The sequence below is a fragment of the Agrobacterium sp. 22-221-1 genome, assembly GCF_053522445.1.
Genome location: NZ_JBNWCL010000004.1, coordinates 347,848 through 367,177 on the forward strand (window position 1 = coordinate 347,848; position 19,330 = coordinate 367,177).

The window sequence follows — 19,330 nt, forward strand, 5'->3', positions numbered from 1 at the left end:
CTTGCGTTTCTAAAAGCTGCCACGTATTTTCCGAGGAAATTTCAACGTCCTTATCGTCATTAACAAGGAACGCGTCATGAACGAGCTTGGGGTTCATAATCCTGCCAATGGAGTTGCGGAACTCGGACTGGGCGAGGCCTCCCGCGTCTTTTATAACCTCAACGAGAGCGAATTATACGAAGAGGCGATCCGCAATGGCGAGGCCGAACTGACCATCGATGGCGCGTTGCGCGCCGTCACCGGCCAGCACACGGGCCGTTCTCCGAAGGACAAATTCGTCGTCCGCGACGCGTCCACCGAGAACACCATCTGGTGGGACAACAACAAGCCGCTTTCGCCGGAAAATTTCGAGCTGCTGCGCAAGGACATGCTGGCCCATGCTGCCGGCAAGACCCTCTATGTTCAGGACCTGATCGGCGGCGCCGATGAGGAAAATGCTCTGCCGACACGCGTCGTCACCGAACTTGCCTGGCATTCGCTGTTCATCCGCAATCTGCTGATCCGTCCGAACCGGGAAAAACTGGCGGGTTTCAAACAGAAGCTCACCATCATCAATCTGCCGAGCTTCAAGGCCGATCCGGCCCGTCACGGTGTGCGTTCGGAAACCGTCATCGCCTGCGATCTGACCAACGGCCTCGTCCTCATCGGCGGCACGTCCTATGCCGGCGAAAACAAGAAATCGGTCTTCACGGTGCTGAACTACCTGCTGCCGGCCAAGGGCGTCATGCCCATGCATTGCTCCGCCAATGTCGGTCCGCAGGGTGATTCCGCCGTGTTCTTCGGCCTCTCCGGCACCGGCAAGACCACGCTGTCTGCCGATCCTTCGCGCACGCTGATCGGCGATGACGAACATGGCTGGGGCGAACACGGCATCTTCAACTTCGAAGGTGGCTGCTATGCCAAGGCGATCAAGCTTTCGGCTGAAGCCGAGCCGGAAATCTATGCCGCGACCCGCCGTTTCGGCACGGTTCTTGAGAACGTCGTGCTGGACGAAAACCGCGTTCCCGATTTCAACGACAACTCGCTGACGGAAAACACCCGCAGCGCCTATCCGCTGCACTTCATTCCGAATGCATCGGAAACGGGCATTGCCGGCCATCCGAAGACGATCATCATGCTCACGGCGGATGCCTTTGGCGTGCTGCCGCCGATTGCCCGGCTGACGCCGGAACAGGCCATGTACCACTTCCTCTCCGGTTATACCGCAAAGGTTGCCGGCACGGAAAAGGGCGTGACCGAGCCGGAAGCGACCTTCTCCACCTGCTTCGGCGCACCCTTCATGCCGCGCCACCCGGCGGAATACGGCAACCTGCTGCGCGAACTGATCGGCAAGCATGGCGTCGATTGCTGGCTGGTCAATACCGGCTGGACCGGCGGTGCTTACGGTATCGGCAAGCGCATGCCCATCAAGGCGACCCGCGCCCTTTTGACCGCCGCACTGACCGGTGACCTGAAGAATGCGGAATTCCGCACCGACGCGAATTTCGGTTTCGCCGTGCCCCTGTCGCTGGATGGCGTCGACAGCGCGATCCTCGATCCGCGTTCGACCTGGGCCGATGGCGCAGCCTATGACGCGCAGGCAAAGAAGCTGGTGTCGATGTTCGTCACGAATTTCACCAAGTTCGAAGACCACGTCGACAGCAAGGTTCGCGACGCTGCACCGGGCCTTTTGCTCGCAGCTGAATGAATGAAGCCTCATTTATGAGGAGGAGGGGACCCGGCCTTGTGCCGGGTTCTTTCGTTTGGCCTGCTGTTTCCATTCCTGCCGATCTGTGGCATCACCGGCGCGGAGAAAGATCATGGCCAGCGACCCGCTTTACATCAGCAACCGTATCACCATCGCCGGCTGGGAGCTGACGGAGCAATTCGTGCTGGCCGGCGGGCCGGGCGGCCAGAACGTCAACAAGGTCTCGACGGCGGTTCAGCTGTTTTTCGATATTGCCAATTCGCCCTCCCTTCCGGACCGGGTAAAGACCAACGCACTGCGCCTCGGTGGCAGGCGCGTTTCGAAAGACGGCGTGCTGATGATCGAGGCGAGCCGGTTTCGCAGCCAGGAGCGCAATCGCGAAGACGCGCGCGAGCGGCTGAAGGAGCTGATCCTCGAAGCCGCCGCCCCGCCGCCGCCGGTGCGCAAGGCCACCAAACCAACCAAGGGCTCGGTCGAGCGCCGCCTCAAGGCGAAGTCCGGTCGCTCCGATATCAAGAAAATGCGCGGCAAGCCCTCGGGCGAATAAGCGACGGTGAGACGGCGAATGTTTCACCCTTGTCATAGAGCTTCAAATATCGTCTGGTAAGCCTCCCTACAACCAAGGAGGGTGCTATGGGTCTGTTCAATTTCATCAAGGAAGCGGGAAAGAAGCTCGGTATCGGCGGCGATGATGCTCCCGATGTCGAAGCGGTCAAGAAGGAACTCGCTTCCCACGATCTCGGCACGGACAAGGTTCAGGTCGAGGTGGTGGACGACAAGGTCGTTCTGAAGGGCGAAGTGGCCGATCAGTCGGTTTTCGAAAAGGCGGTCATCGCGGTCGGCAATACGCTCGGCATTTCCAAGGTCGAAGCCGGCGAGCTGAAAGTGACTGAGGCGCCGGCGAAAGAACCTGTCTTCTACACGGTCAAGAAGGGCGACAATCTCTGGAAGATTGCGGAAGCCCAGTACGGCAAGGCCAATGGCGCGAAGAACAACATCATCTTCGAAGCCAACAAGCCGATGCTGACGCATCCCGACAAGATTTATCCCGGCCAGGTTCTGCGTATTCCTGACCTCGCATAATAACGGGTTTTAACCGCCGAAGGTGCCGCCATGCGCGGCATCTTCACAGCTTGCGAAGCGCTACCGTGTCGATCAAGTGGTTCTTGCCCTTGCGAAGGATAAGATCGGCGCGCGGGCGCGTCGGCACGATGTTCTGGCGCAGGTTCTTCAGGTTGATGTTCTGCCAGAGCCCTTCGGCAATGCTCAACGCCGCTTCTTCACTGATCGAGGCATAACGGTTGAAGAACGAATTGGGATCGCGGAAGGCGGTTTTTCTCAGATTCATGAACCGGTTCACATACCAGTTGTGAATGAGGCCCTCGTCGGCGTCGATGTAGATCGAGAAATCGAAGAAGTCGGAAACGATCGGCACGATCCGCCCGCCCGCCGGCAGGTCGCGCGATTGCAGCACGTTGATGCCTTCGAAGATGAGAATATCCGGCTGGTCGATGACAGTGAATTCGTTCGGCAGCACGTCGTAGGTCAGGTGCGAATAACGCGGCGCTTTCACATTCGGCTGGCCTGCCTTGATCGCCGACAGGAAACGCAGGAGCGCGCCGATATCGTAGCTTTCGGGAAAGCCCTTGCGCTCCATCAGGTTTTCGCGCCGCAGAACCTCATTCGGATAAAGAAATCCGTCTGTCGTGATGAGATCGACCTTGGGGCTGGAGGGCCAGCGCGCCAGAAGCTCCTTCAGGATACGCGCCGTCGTCGATTTTCCAACCGCCACGGAACCGGCAATGCCGATAACGAAAGGCGTCTTGTTGACATCCGCCATGTTGAGAAAGCGGTTGCGCTGTTCGAACAGCAGCTGCGACGCCTCCACATGCGATGACAGGAGGCGCGACAATGACAGGTAAATGCGCCGCACTTCGTCCAGATCGATCGGGTCGTCCAGCGAGCGCAGACGTTTGACCTCGTCGGCGGAAAGCGTCAGTGGCGTATCGGCACGAAACTTCGACCATTCTTCCGAACTGAAGAAGTGGTAGGGCGAATATTCATCTGGTCGGAAATGATCGAGTGTGCTCGGCATGCCTCTCTCCCCGCTGCCTGCCTCGACATTCATGATGTCGGCCTCGCTGCCTTTTCCGCAAGGCCGGTTTGCCCAGTACGGCGCTCCAGCTCGGCTAAGACGTCTTTTAGGGGAATGTCGGCGATCTTCAGCACCACTAGCAGATGGTAGAGCAGATCGGCCGCCTCGTTCTTCAGCCCGTCGCGATCTTTCGCGATAGCAGCGATCACGGCTTCGACCGCCTCTTCGCCGAGTTTTTTCGCCGCACGCTCCTGGCCGGCAGCAACCAGCTTGGCCGTCCAGGATTCGTCAGGAGAGGCAGCGGCACGGGTCGCGACGATGCGTTCCAGATCGGAAAGGGAAAATGCGCTCATGGGAAGTTCCTGCAATCAGTCGAGACGCATGGCGATGCCGTGCTCCGCCATGTAGGTCTTGGCTTGCCCGATCGAATAGGTGCCGAAGTGGAAGATGGAGGCGGCAAGCACCGCAGTTGCGTGGCCATCGCGTACGCCCGCCACTAGATCGTCCAGCGTGCCGACGCCGCCAGAGGCGATGACGGGCACGCGAACCTGATCGGCAATGCTGCGTGTCAGGCCGATATCGTATCCGCTCTTGGTGCCGTCGCGATCCATCGAGGTAACAAGCAATTCGCCGGCGCCACGTTCGACCATCTTCATGGCGAATTCCACGGCGTCGATACCGGTGGGCTGGCGTCCGCCATGGGTGAATATTTCCCAGCGGCCTTCTTCCCCATCCTTCGAAACCCGCTTGGCGTCGATGGAAACAACGATGCACTGGTTACCGAACTTGTCGGCCGCCTGCGCCACGAAATCCGGATCCTTTACGGCCGCAGAGTTGATAGAGACCTTGTCGGCGCCGCAAAGAAGCAGCTTGCGGATGTCGGCGACGGCGCGAACTCCGCCGCCGACGGTCAGCGGCATGAAGCAATGATCGGCGGTGCGTGAAACGACATCGAATATCGTGTCGCGATTATCCGAAGAGGCGGTAATGTCGAGGAAGCAGAGTTCGTCCGCCCCTGCCGCATCATAGGCTTTCGCCGCCTCGACCGGGTCGCCTGCGTCGATCAGATCGACGAAGTTCACGCCCTTGACGACACGGCCGTCTTTCACATCGAGGCAGGGAATAACGCGGGCTTTGAGGGTCATGCGCGTACCTCCTTCGCGGCCTTGATGAGGGCAAGCGCCTCGGCAGGGTCGATACGGCCATCGTAAAGCGCGCGGCCGGAAATCGCGCCCTCGAGCTTTGCGGCGTCGGGCTGCAACATGCGCTTGATGTCGTTGATGGAGGCGAGACCGCCGGAGGCGATGACCGGGATGGAAACGGCATCCGCCAGTTCCAGCGTAGAGGCCCAGTTGATGCCGGCCAGAATGCCGTCGCGATCGATATCGGTGTAGATGATGGCCGCGACGCCGGCACCTTCGAAGCGCTTGGCCAGTTCGATGACGCCGAGTTCGGACGCTTCCGCCCAGCCTTCCACAGCAACCTTGCCGCCCTTGGCATCGATGCCGACGGCGACCTGACCGGGAAAACGCTTGCAGGCTTCGATAACCAGAACCGGATCGCGCACCGCAACGGTGCCGAGAATGACACGGGCAAGCCCACGGCTCAGCCACGCTTCGATATGATCGAGCGTACGGATGCCGCCGCCAAGCTGCACCGGGTTTTTCGTGGCTTTCAGAATGGCGTCGACCGCCTCACCATTGACCGTCTGGCCGGCAAAGGCGCCGTTGAGATCAACGACATGCAGCCATTCGAAGCCTTGGTCCTCGAAGGCCTTCGCCTGCGCGCCGGGGTCTTCGTTATAAACGGTGGCCTGGTCCATATCGCCGAGTTTCAGGCGAACGCACTGGCCGTCTTTAAGGTCGATTGCGGGAAAAAGAATCATGTCAGGGCTTCCAGCGCAGGAAATTGGAAATCAGGGCAAGGCCGAGCGTCTGGCTTTTTTCCGGGTGGAATTGCGCCCCCGCCATATTGTCGCGGCCGACGAAAGCCGTCATCGCGCCACCGTAATTGGTGGTGGCGATGACATCCGTCGAGTGCTTGGCGGCCAGATGATAGGAATGCACGAAATAGGCGTGCAACCCGTCCGCGCCGGTCTTGATGCCGTCGAACAGCGGATGGGCGTGGCGAATTTCCAGCGTGTTCCAGCCGATCTGCGGAATCTTGAGGCTCGGATCGGACGGCGTCATTTCCACGACATCGCCTTCGATCCAGCCAAGCCCGGTGCTGACAGTCTTTTCCAGCCCGCGCGAGGACATCAGCTGCATGCCGACGCAGATACCAAGGAACGGATGGGCCTTTTTCTCCACGGCTTCGATGAGTGCGTCATGCATGCCGGGAACGGCATCGAGGCCGGCACGGCAATCCGCATAGGCTCCGACGCCCGGCAGAACGATGCGGTCCGCCGAGGCGACATGATCCGGCTTGTCGGTCAGGTCGATGGTTGCATTGATGCCGGCTTCGCGGGCGGCACGCTCGAAAGCTTTTGTGGCCGAACGCAGGTTGCCCGAACCGTAGTCGATGATCGCGACACGCATGTCAGCGCCTTCCATTCAAGTCGAAAAGAAACGATCCGGCGGGATCGTTGACGAAGTTTTTGTCGCCGCCCTTTTGCGGCGAGGGGGTCCAGACCGGCTGGGACAGCTGTTCTGCCCTCTCGGTGTTTTCGGAGAGACCGGAGAAATATATGTCTTCGGCGCTCGAAAGATCAGGGGCGGAAACGACGGATGTCAGCGTCCAGCCTTTGCGGATCAGGTGTCGGACGAGAAAATCGCGTCCCTCCAGCGCCGTGATGAGCCCGATGGCAAAACCGCAGAGAATGCCAACCGGTTCGAATCCGGCTAATATCGACACCTGCCCGGCCAGAAGGAGGGCGATCACAACCACCGCCGTTGCCAGCCACAGCCGGTTGATCGCAAGCCATAGCCAGGGCGCAATAAGAGCCAGCCAGACGAAACGGTCTGCAATGAAGCGGGTCGTTTTGTGGTCCCTGTCCGGCCCGTTGGGGGCTTCCAGAACGAGATAGCTTGTCATGGGCTTCCTGACAGCTTTGGCGTCAGGCCAGCATGCCCTTCGTGGAGGGAACGCGGCCTGCCTGCCGGGGGTCGATCTCGGTTGCCGTGCGAAGAACGCGGGCAACGGCCTTGAAGCATGTTTCGGCGATATGATGGTTGTTCGCGCCGTAATGGTTCAGGATATGCAATGTGATGCCGGCATTCTGCGCCAGCGCCTGGAAGAATTCGCGCACCAGTTCCGTGTCGAAGGTGCCGATCTTCGGCGCGGAAAAATTGACGTTCCAGACGAGGAAGGGACGGCCGGAAATATCGACGGCGGCCTTGGTCATCGTCTCGTCCATGGCAAGATCGAGCGAGGCATAACGGGTAATGCCGCGCCGGTCGCCCAACGCCCTGGCAATGGCCTGGCCGATGGCGATGCCGGTATCTTCCACGGTGTGGTGGTCATCGATATGCAGGTCGCCCTGAACTTCGATTTCCATGTCGATCAGCGAATGGCGGCTGAGCTGGTCCAGCATATGGTCGAAAAATCCCACGCCGGTGGAAATTTTCGATTTGCCGGTGCCGTCGATATCCACGCGCACCGAAACCGAGGTTTCGTTGGTCTTGCGGATAATCTCGCCTTTACGTTCTGCCATTTTGGCCGCTCCGTGAAAATGTTGCCGTTCCTTATCAGCACGGGACACAAATATCCAGTTGTTCCATCGTCTTGCCTGACATGACGAAAACGGTGCATCGCCTCGAAGATTGCAATCGCGAAAAGCAAACTTACATAGAACCCGAGAAGGGCCGCATCCCGGCCCGTTAACCGCAGGCCCGGCAGGGCAGACAGGTGTTTGATGACAACAATTATTACAGTCAGGAAGGGCGGCAAGGTCGTCATGGCTGGCGACGGTCAGGTAAGCCTTGGCCAGACGGTCATGAAGGGCAATGCCCGCAAGGTTCGCCGCATCGGCAAGGGCGAAGTGATTGCCGGTTTTGCCGGTGCGACGGCGGATGCTTTTACGCTGCTTGACCGTCTTGAAAAGAAACTCGAGCAATATCCGGGCCAGCTCATGCGCGCAGCCGTAGAGCTTGCGAAGGACTGGCGCACGGATAAATATCTGCGCAATCTCGAAGCCATGATGCTGGTGGCTGATAAATCCACCACGCTCGCGATCACTGGCAATGGCGATGTGCTGGAGCCCGAGCACGGCGCGATCGCCATCGGTTCCGGCGGCAACTACGCCTTTGCGGCTGCCCGCGCCATGATGGATACGGACAAATCGGCGGAAGAGGTGGCGCGCCAGTCGCTCGATATCGCCGCCGATATCTGCGTTTATACCAACCACAATCTCGTCGTCGAAACGCTCGACGCCGAATAAGCTAGTTTCTCACCCAAGGGTCCTGTGGGCCGGGCCGGAATGGCCGGCCGGAACAGGAAAGCCGAGAGGATAGAATGACCACTTTTTCTCCCCGGGAAATCGTCTCGGAACTCGACCGCTTCATCATCGGCCAGCATGAGGCCAAACGTGCGGTGGCGATTGCGCTGCGTAACCGCTGGCGCCGCCAGCAGCTCGATGAGAGCCTGCGCGACGAAGTCATGCCGAAAAATATTCTCATGATCGGGCCGACCGGTGTCGGCAAGACGGAGATTTCGCGCCGCCTCGCGAAACTGGCGGGTGCGCCCTTCATCAAGGTCGAGGCGACAAAATTCACCGAAGTCGGTTATGTCGGCCGCGATGTCGAACAGATCATCCGCGATCTGGTCGAGATCGGCATCGGCCTCGTGCGTGAAAAGAAGCGCGCCGAAGTACAGGCCAAGGCGCACCAGAGCGCCGAGGAGCGGGTGCTCGATGCGCTGGTTGGCGCAACCGCCTCGCCCGGCACGCGTGAAAGCTTCCGCAAGAAGCTGCGCGACGGCGAACTGGACGACAAGGAAATCGATATCGAAGTGGCGGATAGCGGATCGGGCATGCCCGGTTTCGAAATTCCCGGCATGCCGGGCGCCAATATCGGCGTTCTCAACCTGTCGGAAATGTTCGGCAAGGCCATGGGCGGACGCACCAAGAAAGTGCGCACCACTGTATCGAAATCCTATGCCGATCTGATCCGCGATGAATCCGACAAGCTGCTCGACAATGAAATGATCCAGCGCGAGGCGGTGAAGTCGGTGGAAAATGACGGCATCGTCTTCCTCGACGAAATCGACAAGATCGCCGCCCGTGACGGCGGCATGGGCGCCGGCGTCTCGCGCGAAGGCGTGCAGCGCGATTTGCTGCCGCTGGTTGAAGGCACGACGGTTTCGACGAAATACGGGCCGGTGAAGACCGACCACGTTCTCTTCATCGCATCGGGCGCCTTCCATGTGGCGAAGCCTTCGGACCTCCTGCCCGAACTTCAGGGCCGTCTGCCGATCCGCGTCGAGCTGAAGCCGCTGACAAAGGAAGATTTCCGCCGCATCCTGACGGAGACGGAAGCAAGCCTCATCCGCCAGTACAAGGCGCTGATGGCGACGGAAGAACTCGACCTCGATTTCACCGATGATGCAATCGATGCCCTGGCCGATGTGGCTGTTCATCTCAATTCGTCGGTCGAGAATATCGGTGCGCGCCGTCTGCAGACGGTGATGGAGCGGGTTCTGGACGAGATTTCCTTCAATGCGCCGGATCGCGGCGGTTCCGCCGTCAAGATTGATCAGGAATATGTCCGCAAACATGTCGGCGATCTCGCCGCCGATACGGATTTGTCCCGGTATATTCTCTGAAGATTTCAGGGATCCAAGAAAGAAGAGTGCGGCCATATTTGCCGCACTCTTTTATTTTATCCGCCTTGTCTCGCATTCAGCCCGCATTTTGTTTATGGGAAGGGCTGCATTCCGGTTGGAACCGCTTTAGTGGAATGATCCGGTTTTCCCAGCACCTTTCGCTGGCGGAAGCCGCAGGCTTGAGAAAAGGCATTCGCTCGTGCGCAAAACTCTTCTGGCATTTGCCGCTGCTTTGACGTTCACCGTCACCGCGTCTTCTTACGTCGAAGCCGCGACGGTCGTTCCGCCAGGCAATCGCAATGCCGAACAGCCCGGCGTTCCCGGCGCTTCTGCAAAAAGAACAAAAGCGTCCAACACCTCTTTCGAGCGCAAATACCAGAAGGTCATCGATCTTTTGTCCTCCGACAAGGCGCTGATCGCCAAGATCAAGTCGACGGCCGGGCGCTACGGCATCGATCCGATCCATATGATCGGCGCGATCGTTGGCGAACATACCTATAATGTCGACGCCTATGACCGGCTGCAGTCCTATTACGTCAAGGCGGCTTCTTACGCGGGCAACAGCTTCCGTTTTGGCTACAAGGACGAAACCATCGCGCAGTTTCTCGCCCATTCGCAATTCGCCAAATGCCAGCCGAAGAGGGATTCCTACAGCCTCTGGAACTGTCGGGAAGATGTCTGGGAAGACAGTTTCCGCGGCAAGACGGTGGATGGTGTCGCCTATCCGAACAACCGTTTCAGTGCTGTGTTTTTCCAGCCCTTCTATGCCGGCCAGACCTTCGGCCTCGGCCAGATCAACCCGCTGACCGCGCTGATGTTGTCCGATATGGTGTCGAGAACTTCGGGCTATGAGAAGCTGGATGAGAACGACGCCACTGCTGTCTACACCGCCATCATGGACCCTGACCGGTCGCTTGCTTTCATGGCGGCTTCCATCCGCAAGTCCATCGACGACTATAAATCTATTGCCGACATGGATATTTCGAAAAATCCGGGTGTGACCTCCACGCTTTATAATGTCGGCGGGTCGCAGCAGCGTGCCGCTGCGCTTGCGCAGAAGAACCGCCAGCGCGCCGCAGGCGGGGAACAGCCCTTATTGCCGGAGGAAAATTATTACGGCTGGCTGGTGAATGACCGCATCAAGGATTTGCAGGCGCTTTTGTAGAAAAAGGCGACTATCACCCGCATTGTTTCCAAAACGGAAATAATATTTGGCTGTCCGCCGCAATTGACGAGCGGCCGTCTCCGCGTCCAATCTGTGCCTCCAGAATAGAGGAGGCGCATGTGAGCCGCACGAATAAATTCGGTCTTTCCATCGATGACAGGCTTTATGCCTTTTTGACTGACGACGTCCTGCCCGGCACGGGTCTGGACAGCGAGGCGTTCTTCGAAGGTTTTTCCACCATTGTTCACGAGCTTTCTCCGAAGAACCGCGAATTGCTGGCAAAGCGTGACGCCCTGCAGGAAAAGCTGGATGGCTGGTATCGGCAGAATGGCGCGCCGGCGGATTTTGACGCCTATGAGGGCTTTCTGAAGGAAATCGGCTATCTGCTGCCGGAAGGTCCCGGCTTCCAGGTGGAAACCAGCAATGTCGACCCTGAAATCGCCGCCGTCGCCGGCCCGCAGCTCGTCGTCCCGGTCATGAATGCGCGTTATGCGCTGAATGCGGCCAATGCCCGCTGGGGTTCGCTCTACGACGCGCTTTACGGCACGGATGCTATTTCTGACGCCGATGGTGCGGAGAAGGGCAGGGGGTACAATCCGAAGCGCGGTGAAAAGGTCATTGCCTGGGCGCGAAACTTCCTCGATGAATCCGCGCCGCTGGCAACGAGAAGCTGGTCCGAGGTGACCGGTTTCAAGATCGAGGATGGCCTGTTGCAGCTTGCCATCGGCGACGCCAGGACTGGCCTCGAGGATGCAGCCCAGTTCAAGGGTTTCAGCGGCGAAGCGGCAAAGCCTGCAACGATCCTGCTCGGCAAGAATGGTTTGCACACTGAAATCGTCATCGATCCCACGACCGAAATCGGCAAGGGCGACAAGGCGGGAATCTCGGATGTCATTCTCGAATCCGCGCTCACGACCATCATGGATTGCGAAGATTCGGTTGCCGCCGTCGACGCTGAAGACAAGGTGCTGGTTTATGGCAACTGGCTTGGCCTGATGCGCGGCGACCTGACCGAAGAAGTCTCCAAGGGCGGCAAGACCTTTACCCGCAGCCTCAACCCGGATCGTTATTATACCGCTCCCAGCGGTTCCGCGCTCACACTACCGGGCCGTTCCCTGATGCTGGTGCGCAATGTCGGTCATCTGATGACCAATCCGGCGATCCTTGACAGGGACGGTCGGGAGGTTCCCGAAGGCATCATGGATGCCGTCGTCACGGCGTTGATCGCCCTCTATGATGTCGGTCCATCGGGGCGACGTCAGAATTCCCGCGCCGGCTCCATGTATGTGGTCAAGCCGAAGATGCACGGGCCGGAGGAAGTGGCCTTCGCCAACGAAATTTTCAGCCGGGTCGAAAAGCTTGTCGGCATGGCGCCGAACACTATGAAAATGGGCATCATGGATGAGGAGCGCCGCACCACGGTCAACCTCAAGGAAAGTATTCGCGCCGCGAAGGATCGCGTCGTCTTCATCAATACGGGCTTCCTCGACCGTACCGGTGACGAAATCCACACCTCGATGGAGGCGGGTCCGATGATCCGCAAGGGCGACATGAAGCAGGCGGCATGGATCGCGGCTTACGAGAACTGGAACGTCGATATCGGCCTCGAATGCGGCCTTTCCGGCCATGCGCAGATCGGCAAGGGCATGTGGGCGATGCCGGATTTGATGGCGGCTATGCTGGAGCAGAAGATCGCGCATCCGAAGGCCGGCGCCAATACGGCCTGGGTGCCGTCGCCGACGGCGGCGACGCTGCATGCCACGCATTATCACAAGGTCGATGTCGCTGCCGTTCAGGAAGGTTTGAAAAGCCGCGGCCGTGCGAAGCTTGCCGATATTCTGTCGGTGCCGGTCGCGCCGCGTCCCAACTGGACGCCGGAAGAAATCCAGCGCGAACTCGACAATAATGCGCAGGGCATTCTCGGATATGTCGTGCGCTGGGTGGATCAGGGCGTTGGTTGCTCCAAGGTGCCCGATATCAACAATGTCGGGCTGATGGAAGACCGCGCCACGCTGCGCATCTCCGCGCAGCATATGGCGAACTGGCTGCGCCATGGCGTGGTGACAGAGGAACAGATCGTCGAGACCATGAAGCGCATGGCCGCCGTGGTCGACGCGCAGAATGCCGACGATCCGGCCTATCTGCCGATGGCACCCGACTTCGACGGATCGGTCGCATTTCAGGCGGCTGTCGAACTGGTGCTGAAGGGCCGTGAACAACCGAACGGCTACACCGAGCCGGTTCTGCACCGCCGTCGTCTGGAACTGAAGGCCAAGCAGGCGGCCTGAAGCCGTCAGCAGTCCTGAGAAACAAAAAAGCCGCCGGGGAAATCCACGGCGGCTTTTTCTTGTCTGGTATGTGATCTTTACTGGATCACGACGACCTTGGTGCTGCGGCCGGGACGAACGCGGCTGTAAAGGTCGATGACGTCCTGGTTGATCATGCGGATGCAGCCGGACGAGGCGGCGGTGCCGATCGAGGCCCATTCGGGCGAACCATGGATGCGGAACAGCGTGTCCTGTCCCTTTTCATTGAAGAGATACATGGCGCGCGCGCCGAGCGGGTTGGTAAGACCCGGACCCATGCCAGCCTCGACATATTTGGCGACTTCCGGCTTACGGTCCGCCATTTCTTTCGGCGGATGCCACATCGGCCATTCCTGCTTCCAGGCGACATAGGCCTCCCCGGCCCAGGCGAAACCTGCCTTGCCGACGCCGATGCCGTAGCGAACCGCGCGGTTGCCGGAGAGGATGTAATAGAGGTAACGCTCACGCGTATTGACGATGATGGTGCCGGCGCGTTCGGATGTCTGGAATTCGACGATCTGACGGCGGTACTTCTCATTCACACGATTGATCGGAATAGCCGGCAGCGCATAGCCCGCATCGGTCACGGGACCGTAAACATCGTTGAAGATCTGGACCGTTTCGACCTTCGCCGGAACGGGGTCAGCAACTGGTACAGACGCTGCGATCTTGCCGGAGGTCGGAGCGGAGGATTGGGAGGTAGTTTCGGCGCAGCCGGCCAGAGCCAGTGCTGCCGTCAGACCGAGTGCGGTCAATGGGGTACGGATGCGCATGTCGTTCTCGCGGAAAATTCGCCAAATTGTGCGAAAGAGTAGGCTTAATTGGATAAATCGGTTATTTTCCATTCAGCCGCTCTTGGCAAGCCGTTGCGCCGCCGCGAAACGGTCGGGCATCTAAAATTGCCGGTTGATTGCCTTTTTGCAACAATAGGCCAAACGCTTCAGCAGTCTTTATCCATGACTATTCTTTCCGTTACCAACAATAATCCGTTAATAGACGGCCGCCAGTCGGACAAAGCGATGCTGGTGCGCCGCGGCGTTCAGGTGCTTCTGCACGAAATGCGCCATTCGGTGCTGCCCGAACTGCCGCTTGCAAGCGGGAGACGGGCAGATCTCATCAGCCTGTCGGTCAAGGGTGAAATCTGGATCATAGAGATCAAATCCTCCATCGAGGATTTCCGTGTCGATCGCAAATGGCCGGAATACCGCCTGCATTGCGACCGGCTGTTCTTCGCCACCCATCCTGAAGTGCCGACCGACATATTCCCGGAGGAATGCGGGCTGATCCTGTCGGATGGATATGGCGCCCATATGCTGCGCGATGCGCCGGAGCATAAATTGCCGCCCGCAACCCGCAAGTCGGTGATGCTGGATTTCTCGCGAACCGCTGCGACCCGGCTGATGCTGGCTGAATGGACAACTGGGCGCAGCTTCGGAGAATGACTTCGGTTATTTGGGGGCGCGCTTGGCGAGAATGCGCTGCAGCGTTCGCCGGTGCATGTTCAGCCGGCGGGCGGTTTCCGAAACGTTGCGCTCGCACATTTCATAGACACGCTGAATATGCTCCCACCGAACTCGGTCTGCCGACATCGGGTTTTCCGGAACTTCGGTCTTTTCGCCCTTGCGCTGCGTCAGCGCATTGAACACATCGTCCGCATCGGCGGGCTTGGCCAGATAGTCCAGCGCCCCGAGTTTCACGGCGGTAACGGCGGTTGCGATATTACCGTAGCCGGTCAGAACGACGATCTGCGTATCGTCCCGGTTCTGCCTGATGGCCTCGATGACTTCCAGACCGTTGCCATCCGCAAGCCTCAGATCGACAACCGCATATTTCGGCGGTGCAGCCCTGGAGCGGGCAATGCCGTCGCTGACGGTCTCGGCGGTGTCGACGGTAAAGCCGCGTGTTTCCATTGCCCGGGCAAGCCGGCGCAGAAACGGGCCGTCATCATCGACGATCAGCAGCGATCTGTCGGGTCCGATCGGGTCGATGTCGTCCGTTGGCGCGCTGGTGGAGTTGTTCTGGTCTTCTGTCTTCATGTTTCCGGCCTTCCGGCAACTTCGTCGGCTTGGTTTTCTTCTTCTTATCGCCGCTTCAACGTGGATGGTAAAGTCAACGGCTTCTTTTATCGTCCATAAGCGCCCGAGGCCAGACGATTGTGACCCGCGCTCCGGTTCCGCTCGTGCCGCGATTTTCAAAGGTGACGGTGGCGCCGGAGCGCTCCAGCAGGGTCTTGGCGATGAAAAGCCCGAGTCCGAGCCCGCCCGCCCGGGTGTCATTGTGACGTTCGGTCACATAGGGCTCGCCGATACGGGCAAGCACGTCATGGGCATAACCCGGCCCATCGTCTTCAATGATGACGGCGACGTTCTGTTGATCGTAATCCACCGTCACGGTCACCTTTTCCCGCGCATAATCCACGCCGTTTTCAATGAGGTTGCCAAGACCGTAGATGATGCCGGCATTGCGGATACCGACCGGCTCATCGGCGCGATTGTTCTTTTCAACGAGTTCGAAGCGGATGCCGAATTCCCGGTGTGGCGCCATCACCTCCTCGATCAGCGAGGAGAGCGGCAGGCGGCGCATGTGCTCCTCATTGTCGGCGGAAAGCGAGGTGAGGCGGCGCAGAATGTCACGGCATCTTTCACTCTGGCTGCGCAGCAGGGCTATATCCTCGCCAAATTTTTCGTCGTTTCCGAGTTCCCGCTCCATCTCCTTCGCGACGACACTGATGGTCGCGAGCGGCGTGCCCAGCTCATGCGCGGCCGCCGCCGCGAGCCCATCCAGCTGCGAGAGATGTTTTTCCCGCTCCAGCACGAGCTCGGTTGCAGCCAGCGCATCCGCCAGCTGGTTTGCCTCATGCGAAACGCGATAGGCGTAAAAGGCCGCAAACGAGGTTGTGGCGATGATGGCGACCCAGGTGCCGACATGCAGCAGAAGCTGGATCGGCAAAACCTCGCCGGGATACCACGGAACCGGAAAGGGCGAAAAGGCGATCGCGGTCGAGCAGATGACGGCAAAGCCGAGGAGAATGAGCGAATGTCGCAACGGCTGGGAGGCAAAGGCAATGATGACCTGCACGCAGATCAGCGGCGCGAAGGGATTGGAAAGTCCGCCGGTGATGTAAATGAGCGCCGTCAATTGCAGCAGGTCGAAGGCCAGCAGCAATGTCGCTTCCCAGGGTTCCAGCCGATAGGTGGAGGGAAAACGGGCGGTAAGAAACAGATTTGCAAGAGCGAGTGCCGCGATCAGAAGGCCGCAGGCCAGAAGCGGCAGGGGGAAATTGAGCCCGAAGGCGACAAGCAGGATCGTTGCCGTCTGTCCCACAACCGCCAGCCAGCGCAGCCAGACGATGGTCTGCAGCCTTATCCTGCGGCTGGCACGGCCGAGCCTCGTGGTTTCGATAGAATGGCCAGCCACCGTCATCTCCTTTACCCTGTTCATCATCGTCACGTCCCGCGCGGTTTTGCACGGCTTGTCGGCAGGGCCGATGCCGGGTCTTCCGGCCATGGATGGCGTGGATAACGTCCCCGCATATCCGCCCGCACATCCTTCCAGGACCCCGACCAAAAACCAGGAAGATCGCGCGTCGTCTGTATCGGCCTGTGCGCTGGCGAGGTCAATTCCAGCAGCAGCGGCAACCGCCCCTGCGCAATGGACGGGTGGGCTCTCAGCCCGAAAAGTTCCTGCACGCGAATGGAAAGCGTCGGTTCGCTGGCGTCGTAACGAATGGGATGCCGCTGGCCCGTCGGTGCTTCGAAATGCGTCGGCGCCAACTTGGCGAGATCGCGCGCTACTTCATGCGGCACCAGAGACAGTATCCCTTCGGAGAGGCTGCCGGGCCGGATGTCCTGCAGGCTGCGCGCACCGTTCTGAAAAGGGACGAACCATTCGTCCAGCCTGGAAAGCAACGCCTCGTCGCTGACATCCGGCCAGGGCTCCCCGATATTGGCGTTCAGAAAGCCGATCCTGTCGCGCAACTGCAGCGTCTCTTTCGAAAAAGGAAGTATGCCGATGCCGAATTCCCGAACGCCATTGGCGAGCGCCTGTGCCGCCTGTTCGCCCTCGGGACGGGGCAGGGGTGTCTCATCGAGGATGATGGCGCCAAGCCGCGTCACCTTTCGCGCGCGCGCCTGGCCGCTCGCCTTGTCGAAAAGCAGCTGGTCCTGCTGAACGACGAGGTGCGGCATCCGCTCTTCTACATCGCTCCTCTCTATGCCTGCCGCCGCAAGGATGCGCGGCTGCGCCGCTCGCCCCGTAATATCGGCAACCACCAGCATTTTGCTCGCCGCCAGCCGTTCTGTCTCGGCAAGCTCTGCGCCACGCCCGTTGGCCATCACATAACGTCCCCGCGCGCCACGCTGAAGCGCGATCCTGTCCGGATAGGCATGCAGCAGCAGCGGCCCGGCCTCACTCGGCAACTCGGTTGCCGCCGTCTTATCGCTGATCGCGTCGAACAGCCTCGATGCCAGCTTGCGCGCCGCCTGTGCCCTTTCGCTCCTGTCGGAGAGAAAGCGTCGCAGCCGTTCATCGAGATCGATATCGTTTCCGCCGAGCCCCTGTTCCGTCAGCATGACGGCGAGCATCGCCGCCTTTTTCCCCGCGCCTTCGCTTGCCGCCGCAATCACCATGGCCGCCAGCCGTGGCGGCAATGAAAGGCCGCGCATCAGATGACCGCGCTGCGTCAGCGCTCCGCCTTTGTCGAGCGCGCCCAGATTTTTGAGAAGCATCACCGATTCTTTCAGTGCGGCTTCGGGGGGCATATCCAGAAAGGCAAGAGAAGAGGGATCCTGAACACCCCAATGGGCGAGATCGAGCGCAAGGCCGGCTAGATCGCTCGCCAGAATTTGCGGTGGTGTAAAGGCGTTGAGCGCCGCCGTCTGCCCCGAATGCCACAGGCGGATCGCAACACCGGGTTCTGTTCGCCCGGCGCGACCCGCCCGCTGGTCGGCGGAAGCGCGCGACACCCGCACTGTCTCCAGTCTCGTGATTCCAGTTGCCGGCTCGAAGACAGGTAGTCGCTGCAATCCGCTGTCGATCACCACACGCACGCCATCGATGGTAATCGAGGTCTCCGCGATTGAGGTGGCCAGCACGATCTTGCGCCGTCCGGCCGGCGCCGGCTTTATCGCCGCATCCTGCTCTTTCTGCGAAAGGTTGCCGTAAAGCGGGATGATATCCGTATCTGCGGGAAAACGTCCCTCCAGCCGCGTGGCCGTTCGGGTAATTTCCGCCTGTCCCGGTAGAAAGGCGAGGATGGAGCCGGTTTCCGATCCATGCGCCTCAGTGATCGCCTTGGTGACTTTCTCTTCAATCGGCGCGCCCTGCCAACGATCCTCATAACGGACGTCGATTGGAAACGTCCGCCCAAGGCTCTGAATGACCGGGGCGCCTGCCATGAGCGTGCTGATGCGTTCGACATCGAGAGTGGCGGACATGACGAGGATACGCAGATCGTCCCGCAACCCACCCTGCACGTCGAGCGCAAGCGCCAGTCCGAAATCGCCGTCGAGCGAACGCTCGTGAAACTCGTCGAAAATCACCGTCGAAACGCCGGCAAGTTCAGGGTCGTCCAGGACCATCCGGGCAAACACGCCTTCGGTCACCACCTCTATGCGGGTTTTCGAGGAGACGCGATTGTCGAGCCGCATACGATAGCCGACGGTTTGCCCGACATCCTCGTGAAGCAGCTCGGCCATGCGCCCGGCTGCGGCACGGGCGGCAAGCCGGCGGGGCTCGAGAAGAATGATCTTGCCGTCACCCCGCCAGTCCTGCTGCAAAAGATGAAGCGGCACGAGCGTCGTTTTACCCGCGCCCGGTGGAGCAGAAAGAACTGCGCGCTTCGCCCCGGCCAGAGCCTCGGCGATATCGCCGAGAACGGCACTAACGGGAAGTTCGGGCAACTCGGTCTTTATAGGTACGGGCATTCTGGTCATGCAAACAGGCCTGCGGCATCTGGGGTGATGTTTAAGCGTCTCATATGCCGTTTCTAATGCACGGTCCCGCACTTTGACAGCCGTATGTAAGGAGCAGGCAAATGCTCCATCGTCAAAGTTGCGGTTCCTTGCGCGCTATTTGCAGTCAGGACCGGAGGGCAGGCATTGGGCGTGTGGCGAAACGTCGGAAGATTCCGTCTCTTTCGCCTGTTTTCGCTTCAATTCACGAAACTACCTAATAAAATCAATTGTTTGATAAAAATGTCAGTTTTTTGACGAAGGGTGTGTTGACTTGTTTGGTTGGGTGGATTTATAAGTCCGCTCACTGAACGAGGGCGGCGGCGCTGCTGGCGACGGCGACTTTCGTTCTTAAGAAATCAAGTT

At 59.6% G+C, this 19,330-nt stretch carries 19 protein-coding genes; 8 read left to right on the forward strand and 11 right to left on the reverse strand.

Translation table 11 applies throughout. The features are described from left to right. Positions 1-76: 76 nt before the first annotated feature. The 3 genes from ACQZ5N_RS08990 (at position 77) to lysM (ending at position 2,770) form a co-directional block, all read left to right on the forward strand. Positions 77-1,687 carry a phosphoenolpyruvate carboxykinase gene (locus ACQZ5N_RS08990; protein WP_448732716.1) on the forward strand — a complete coding sequence of 537 codons (1,611 nt, stop codon included), beginning with the start codon at positions 77-79 and terminating at the stop codon, positions 1,685-1,687. 112 nt (positions 1,688-1,799) lie between these two features. Next, positions 1,800-2,234: an alternative ribosome rescue aminoacyl-tRNA hydrolase ArfB gene (gene arfB / locus ACQZ5N_RS08995; protein WP_020808712.1), complete on the forward strand. Its 435-nt coding sequence runs from the start codon at positions 1,800-1,802 to the stop codon at positions 2,232-2,234. Between the two features lie 86 nt (positions 2,235-2,320). Further along, positions 2,321-2,770 carry a peptidoglycan-binding protein LysM gene (lysM, locus tag ACQZ5N_RS09000; protein ID WP_020808713.1) on the forward strand — a complete coding sequence of 150 codons (450 nt, stop codon included), beginning with the start codon at positions 2,321-2,323 and terminating at the stop codon, positions 2,768-2,770. A gap of 43 nt (positions 2,771-2,813) precedes the next feature. On the opposite strand, the gene coaA is transcribed toward lysM, so the two are convergent. Genes coaA through hisB form a run of 7 tightly spaced genes read right to left on the reverse strand, consistent with a single transcriptional unit; the run spans position 2,814 to position 7,434 of the window. Beyond that, positions 2,814-3,815 carry a type I pantothenate kinase gene (coaA, locus tag ACQZ5N_RS09005; RefSeq protein ID WP_020808714.1) on the reverse strand — a complete coding sequence of 334 codons (1,002 nt, stop codon included), beginning with the start codon at positions 3,813-3,815 and terminating at the stop codon, positions 2,814-2,816. Further along, the gene (locus ACQZ5N_RS09010; protein ID WP_448732717.1) at positions 3,812-4,135 is read right to left on the reverse strand and encodes a phosphoribosyl-ATP diphosphatase; all 324 of its coding nucleotides are present in this window, start codon (positions 4,133-4,135) and stop codon (positions 3,812-3,814) included. The genes coaA and ACQZ5N_RS09010 overlap by 4 nt, the downstream gene beginning before the upstream one ends. 15 nt (positions 4,136-4,150) lie before the next feature. Then, a complete protein-coding gene (gene hisF / locus ACQZ5N_RS09015) occupies positions 4,151-4,927 on the reverse strand; it encodes an imidazole glycerol phosphate synthase subunit HisF (protein ID WP_448732718.1) in 777 nt (258 codons plus the stop codon). After that, on the reverse strand, positions 4,924-5,667 hold the full coding sequence (gene hisA, locus ACQZ5N_RS09020; protein ID WP_448732719.1) for a 1-(5-phosphoribosyl)-5-[(5-phosphoribosylamino)methylideneamino]imidazole-4-carboxamide isomerase: 744 nt from the start codon (positions 5,665-5,667) through the stop codon (positions 4,924-4,926). Before hisA ends, hisF begins: the two co-directional genes overlap by 4 nt. A gap of 1 nt (position 5,668) precedes the next feature. Beyond that, on the reverse strand, positions 5,669-6,319 hold the full coding sequence (gene hisH / locus ACQZ5N_RS09025) for an imidazole glycerol phosphate synthase subunit HisH (RefSeq protein WP_003521194.1): 651 nt from the start codon (positions 6,317-6,319) through the stop codon (positions 5,669-5,671). A 1-nt stretch (position 6,320) separates the two neighbouring features. Then, positions 6,321-6,815 (reverse strand): DUF2628 domain-containing protein, encoded by a 495-nt coding sequence (locus tag ACQZ5N_RS09030; protein WP_448732720.1) that lies wholly within the window; start codon positions 6,813-6,815, stop codon positions 6,321-6,323. A 22-nt stretch (positions 6,816-6,837) separates the two neighbouring features. Beyond that, entirely contained in the window at positions 6,838-7,434 is a 597-nt protein-coding gene (gene hisB / locus ACQZ5N_RS09035; RefSeq protein WP_003521196.1) for an imidazoleglycerol-phosphate dehydratase HisB, read from the reverse strand. A 201-nt stretch (positions 7,435-7,635) separates the two neighbouring features. On the opposite strand from hisB, the gene hslV reads away from it, so the two are divergent. From hslV to ACQZ5N_RS09055, 4 genes are all read left to right on the forward strand, one after another. Continuing rightward, positions 7,636-8,160 carry an ATP-dependent protease subunit HslV gene (gene hslV / locus ACQZ5N_RS09040; RefSeq protein ID WP_003521197.1) on the forward strand — a complete coding sequence of 175 codons (525 nt, stop codon included), beginning with the start codon at positions 7,636-7,638 and terminating at the stop codon, positions 8,158-8,160. Positions 8,161-8,234: 74 nt separating this feature from the next. Continuing rightward, the gene (gene hslU, locus ACQZ5N_RS09045; protein ID WP_003521199.1) at positions 8,235-9,542 is read left to right on the forward strand and encodes an ATP-dependent protease ATPase subunit HslU; all 1,308 of its coding nucleotides are present in this window, start codon (positions 8,235-8,237) and stop codon (positions 9,540-9,542) included. Between the two features lie 199 nt (positions 9,543-9,741). Further along, entirely contained in the window at positions 9,742-10,707 is a 966-nt protein-coding gene (locus ACQZ5N_RS09050) for a DUF1402 family protein (protein WP_448732721.1), read from the forward strand. A gap of 119 nt (positions 10,708-10,826) precedes the next feature. Beyond that, complete coding sequence (locus ACQZ5N_RS09055) at positions 10,827-12,995, forward strand: malate synthase G (RefSeq protein WP_448732722.1); 2,169 nt, start codon at positions 10,827-10,829, stop codon at positions 12,993-12,995. A gap of 77 nt (positions 12,996-13,072) precedes the next feature. On the opposite strand, the gene ACQZ5N_RS09060 is transcribed toward ACQZ5N_RS09055, so the two are convergent. After that, positions 13,073-13,786: a L,D-transpeptidase gene (locus ACQZ5N_RS09060; protein ID WP_448732723.1), complete on the reverse strand. Its 714-nt coding sequence runs from the start codon at positions 13,784-13,786 to the stop codon at positions 13,073-13,075. A 183-nt stretch (positions 13,787-13,969) separates the two neighbouring features. On the opposite strand from ACQZ5N_RS09060, the gene ACQZ5N_RS09065 reads away from it, so the two are divergent. Further along, complete coding sequence (locus ACQZ5N_RS09065) at positions 13,970-14,455, forward strand: MmcB family DNA repair protein (RefSeq protein WP_004444350.1); 486 nt, start codon at positions 13,970-13,972, stop codon at positions 14,453-14,455. Positions 14,456-14,461: 6 nt separating this feature from the next. On the opposite strand, the gene ACQZ5N_RS09070 is transcribed toward ACQZ5N_RS09065, so the two are convergent. The 3 genes from ACQZ5N_RS09070 to hrpB all read right to left on the reverse strand — a co-directional run bounded on the left by ACQZ5N_RS09070 (position 14,462) and on the right by hrpB (position 18,946). After that, complete coding sequence (locus tag ACQZ5N_RS09070; RefSeq protein ID WP_149741945.1) at positions 14,462-15,049, reverse strand: ActR/PrrA/RegA family redox response regulator transcription factor; 588 nt, start codon at positions 15,047-15,049, stop codon at positions 14,462-14,464. A gap of 73 nt (positions 15,050-15,122) precedes the next feature. Next, positions 15,123-16,430, reverse strand: coding sequence for a two-component system sensor histidine kinase ActS (gene actS / locus ACQZ5N_RS09075; RefSeq protein ID WP_448732732.1), 1,308 nt, complete (start codon positions 16,428-16,430; stop codon positions 15,123-15,125). 29 nt (positions 16,431-16,459) lie between these two features. Further along, a complete protein-coding gene (gene hrpB / locus ACQZ5N_RS09080; RefSeq protein ID WP_448732724.1) occupies positions 16,460-18,946 on the reverse strand; it encodes an ATP-dependent helicase HrpB in 2,487 nt (828 codons plus the stop codon). Between the last annotated feature and the right edge of the window lie 384 nt (positions 18,947-19,330).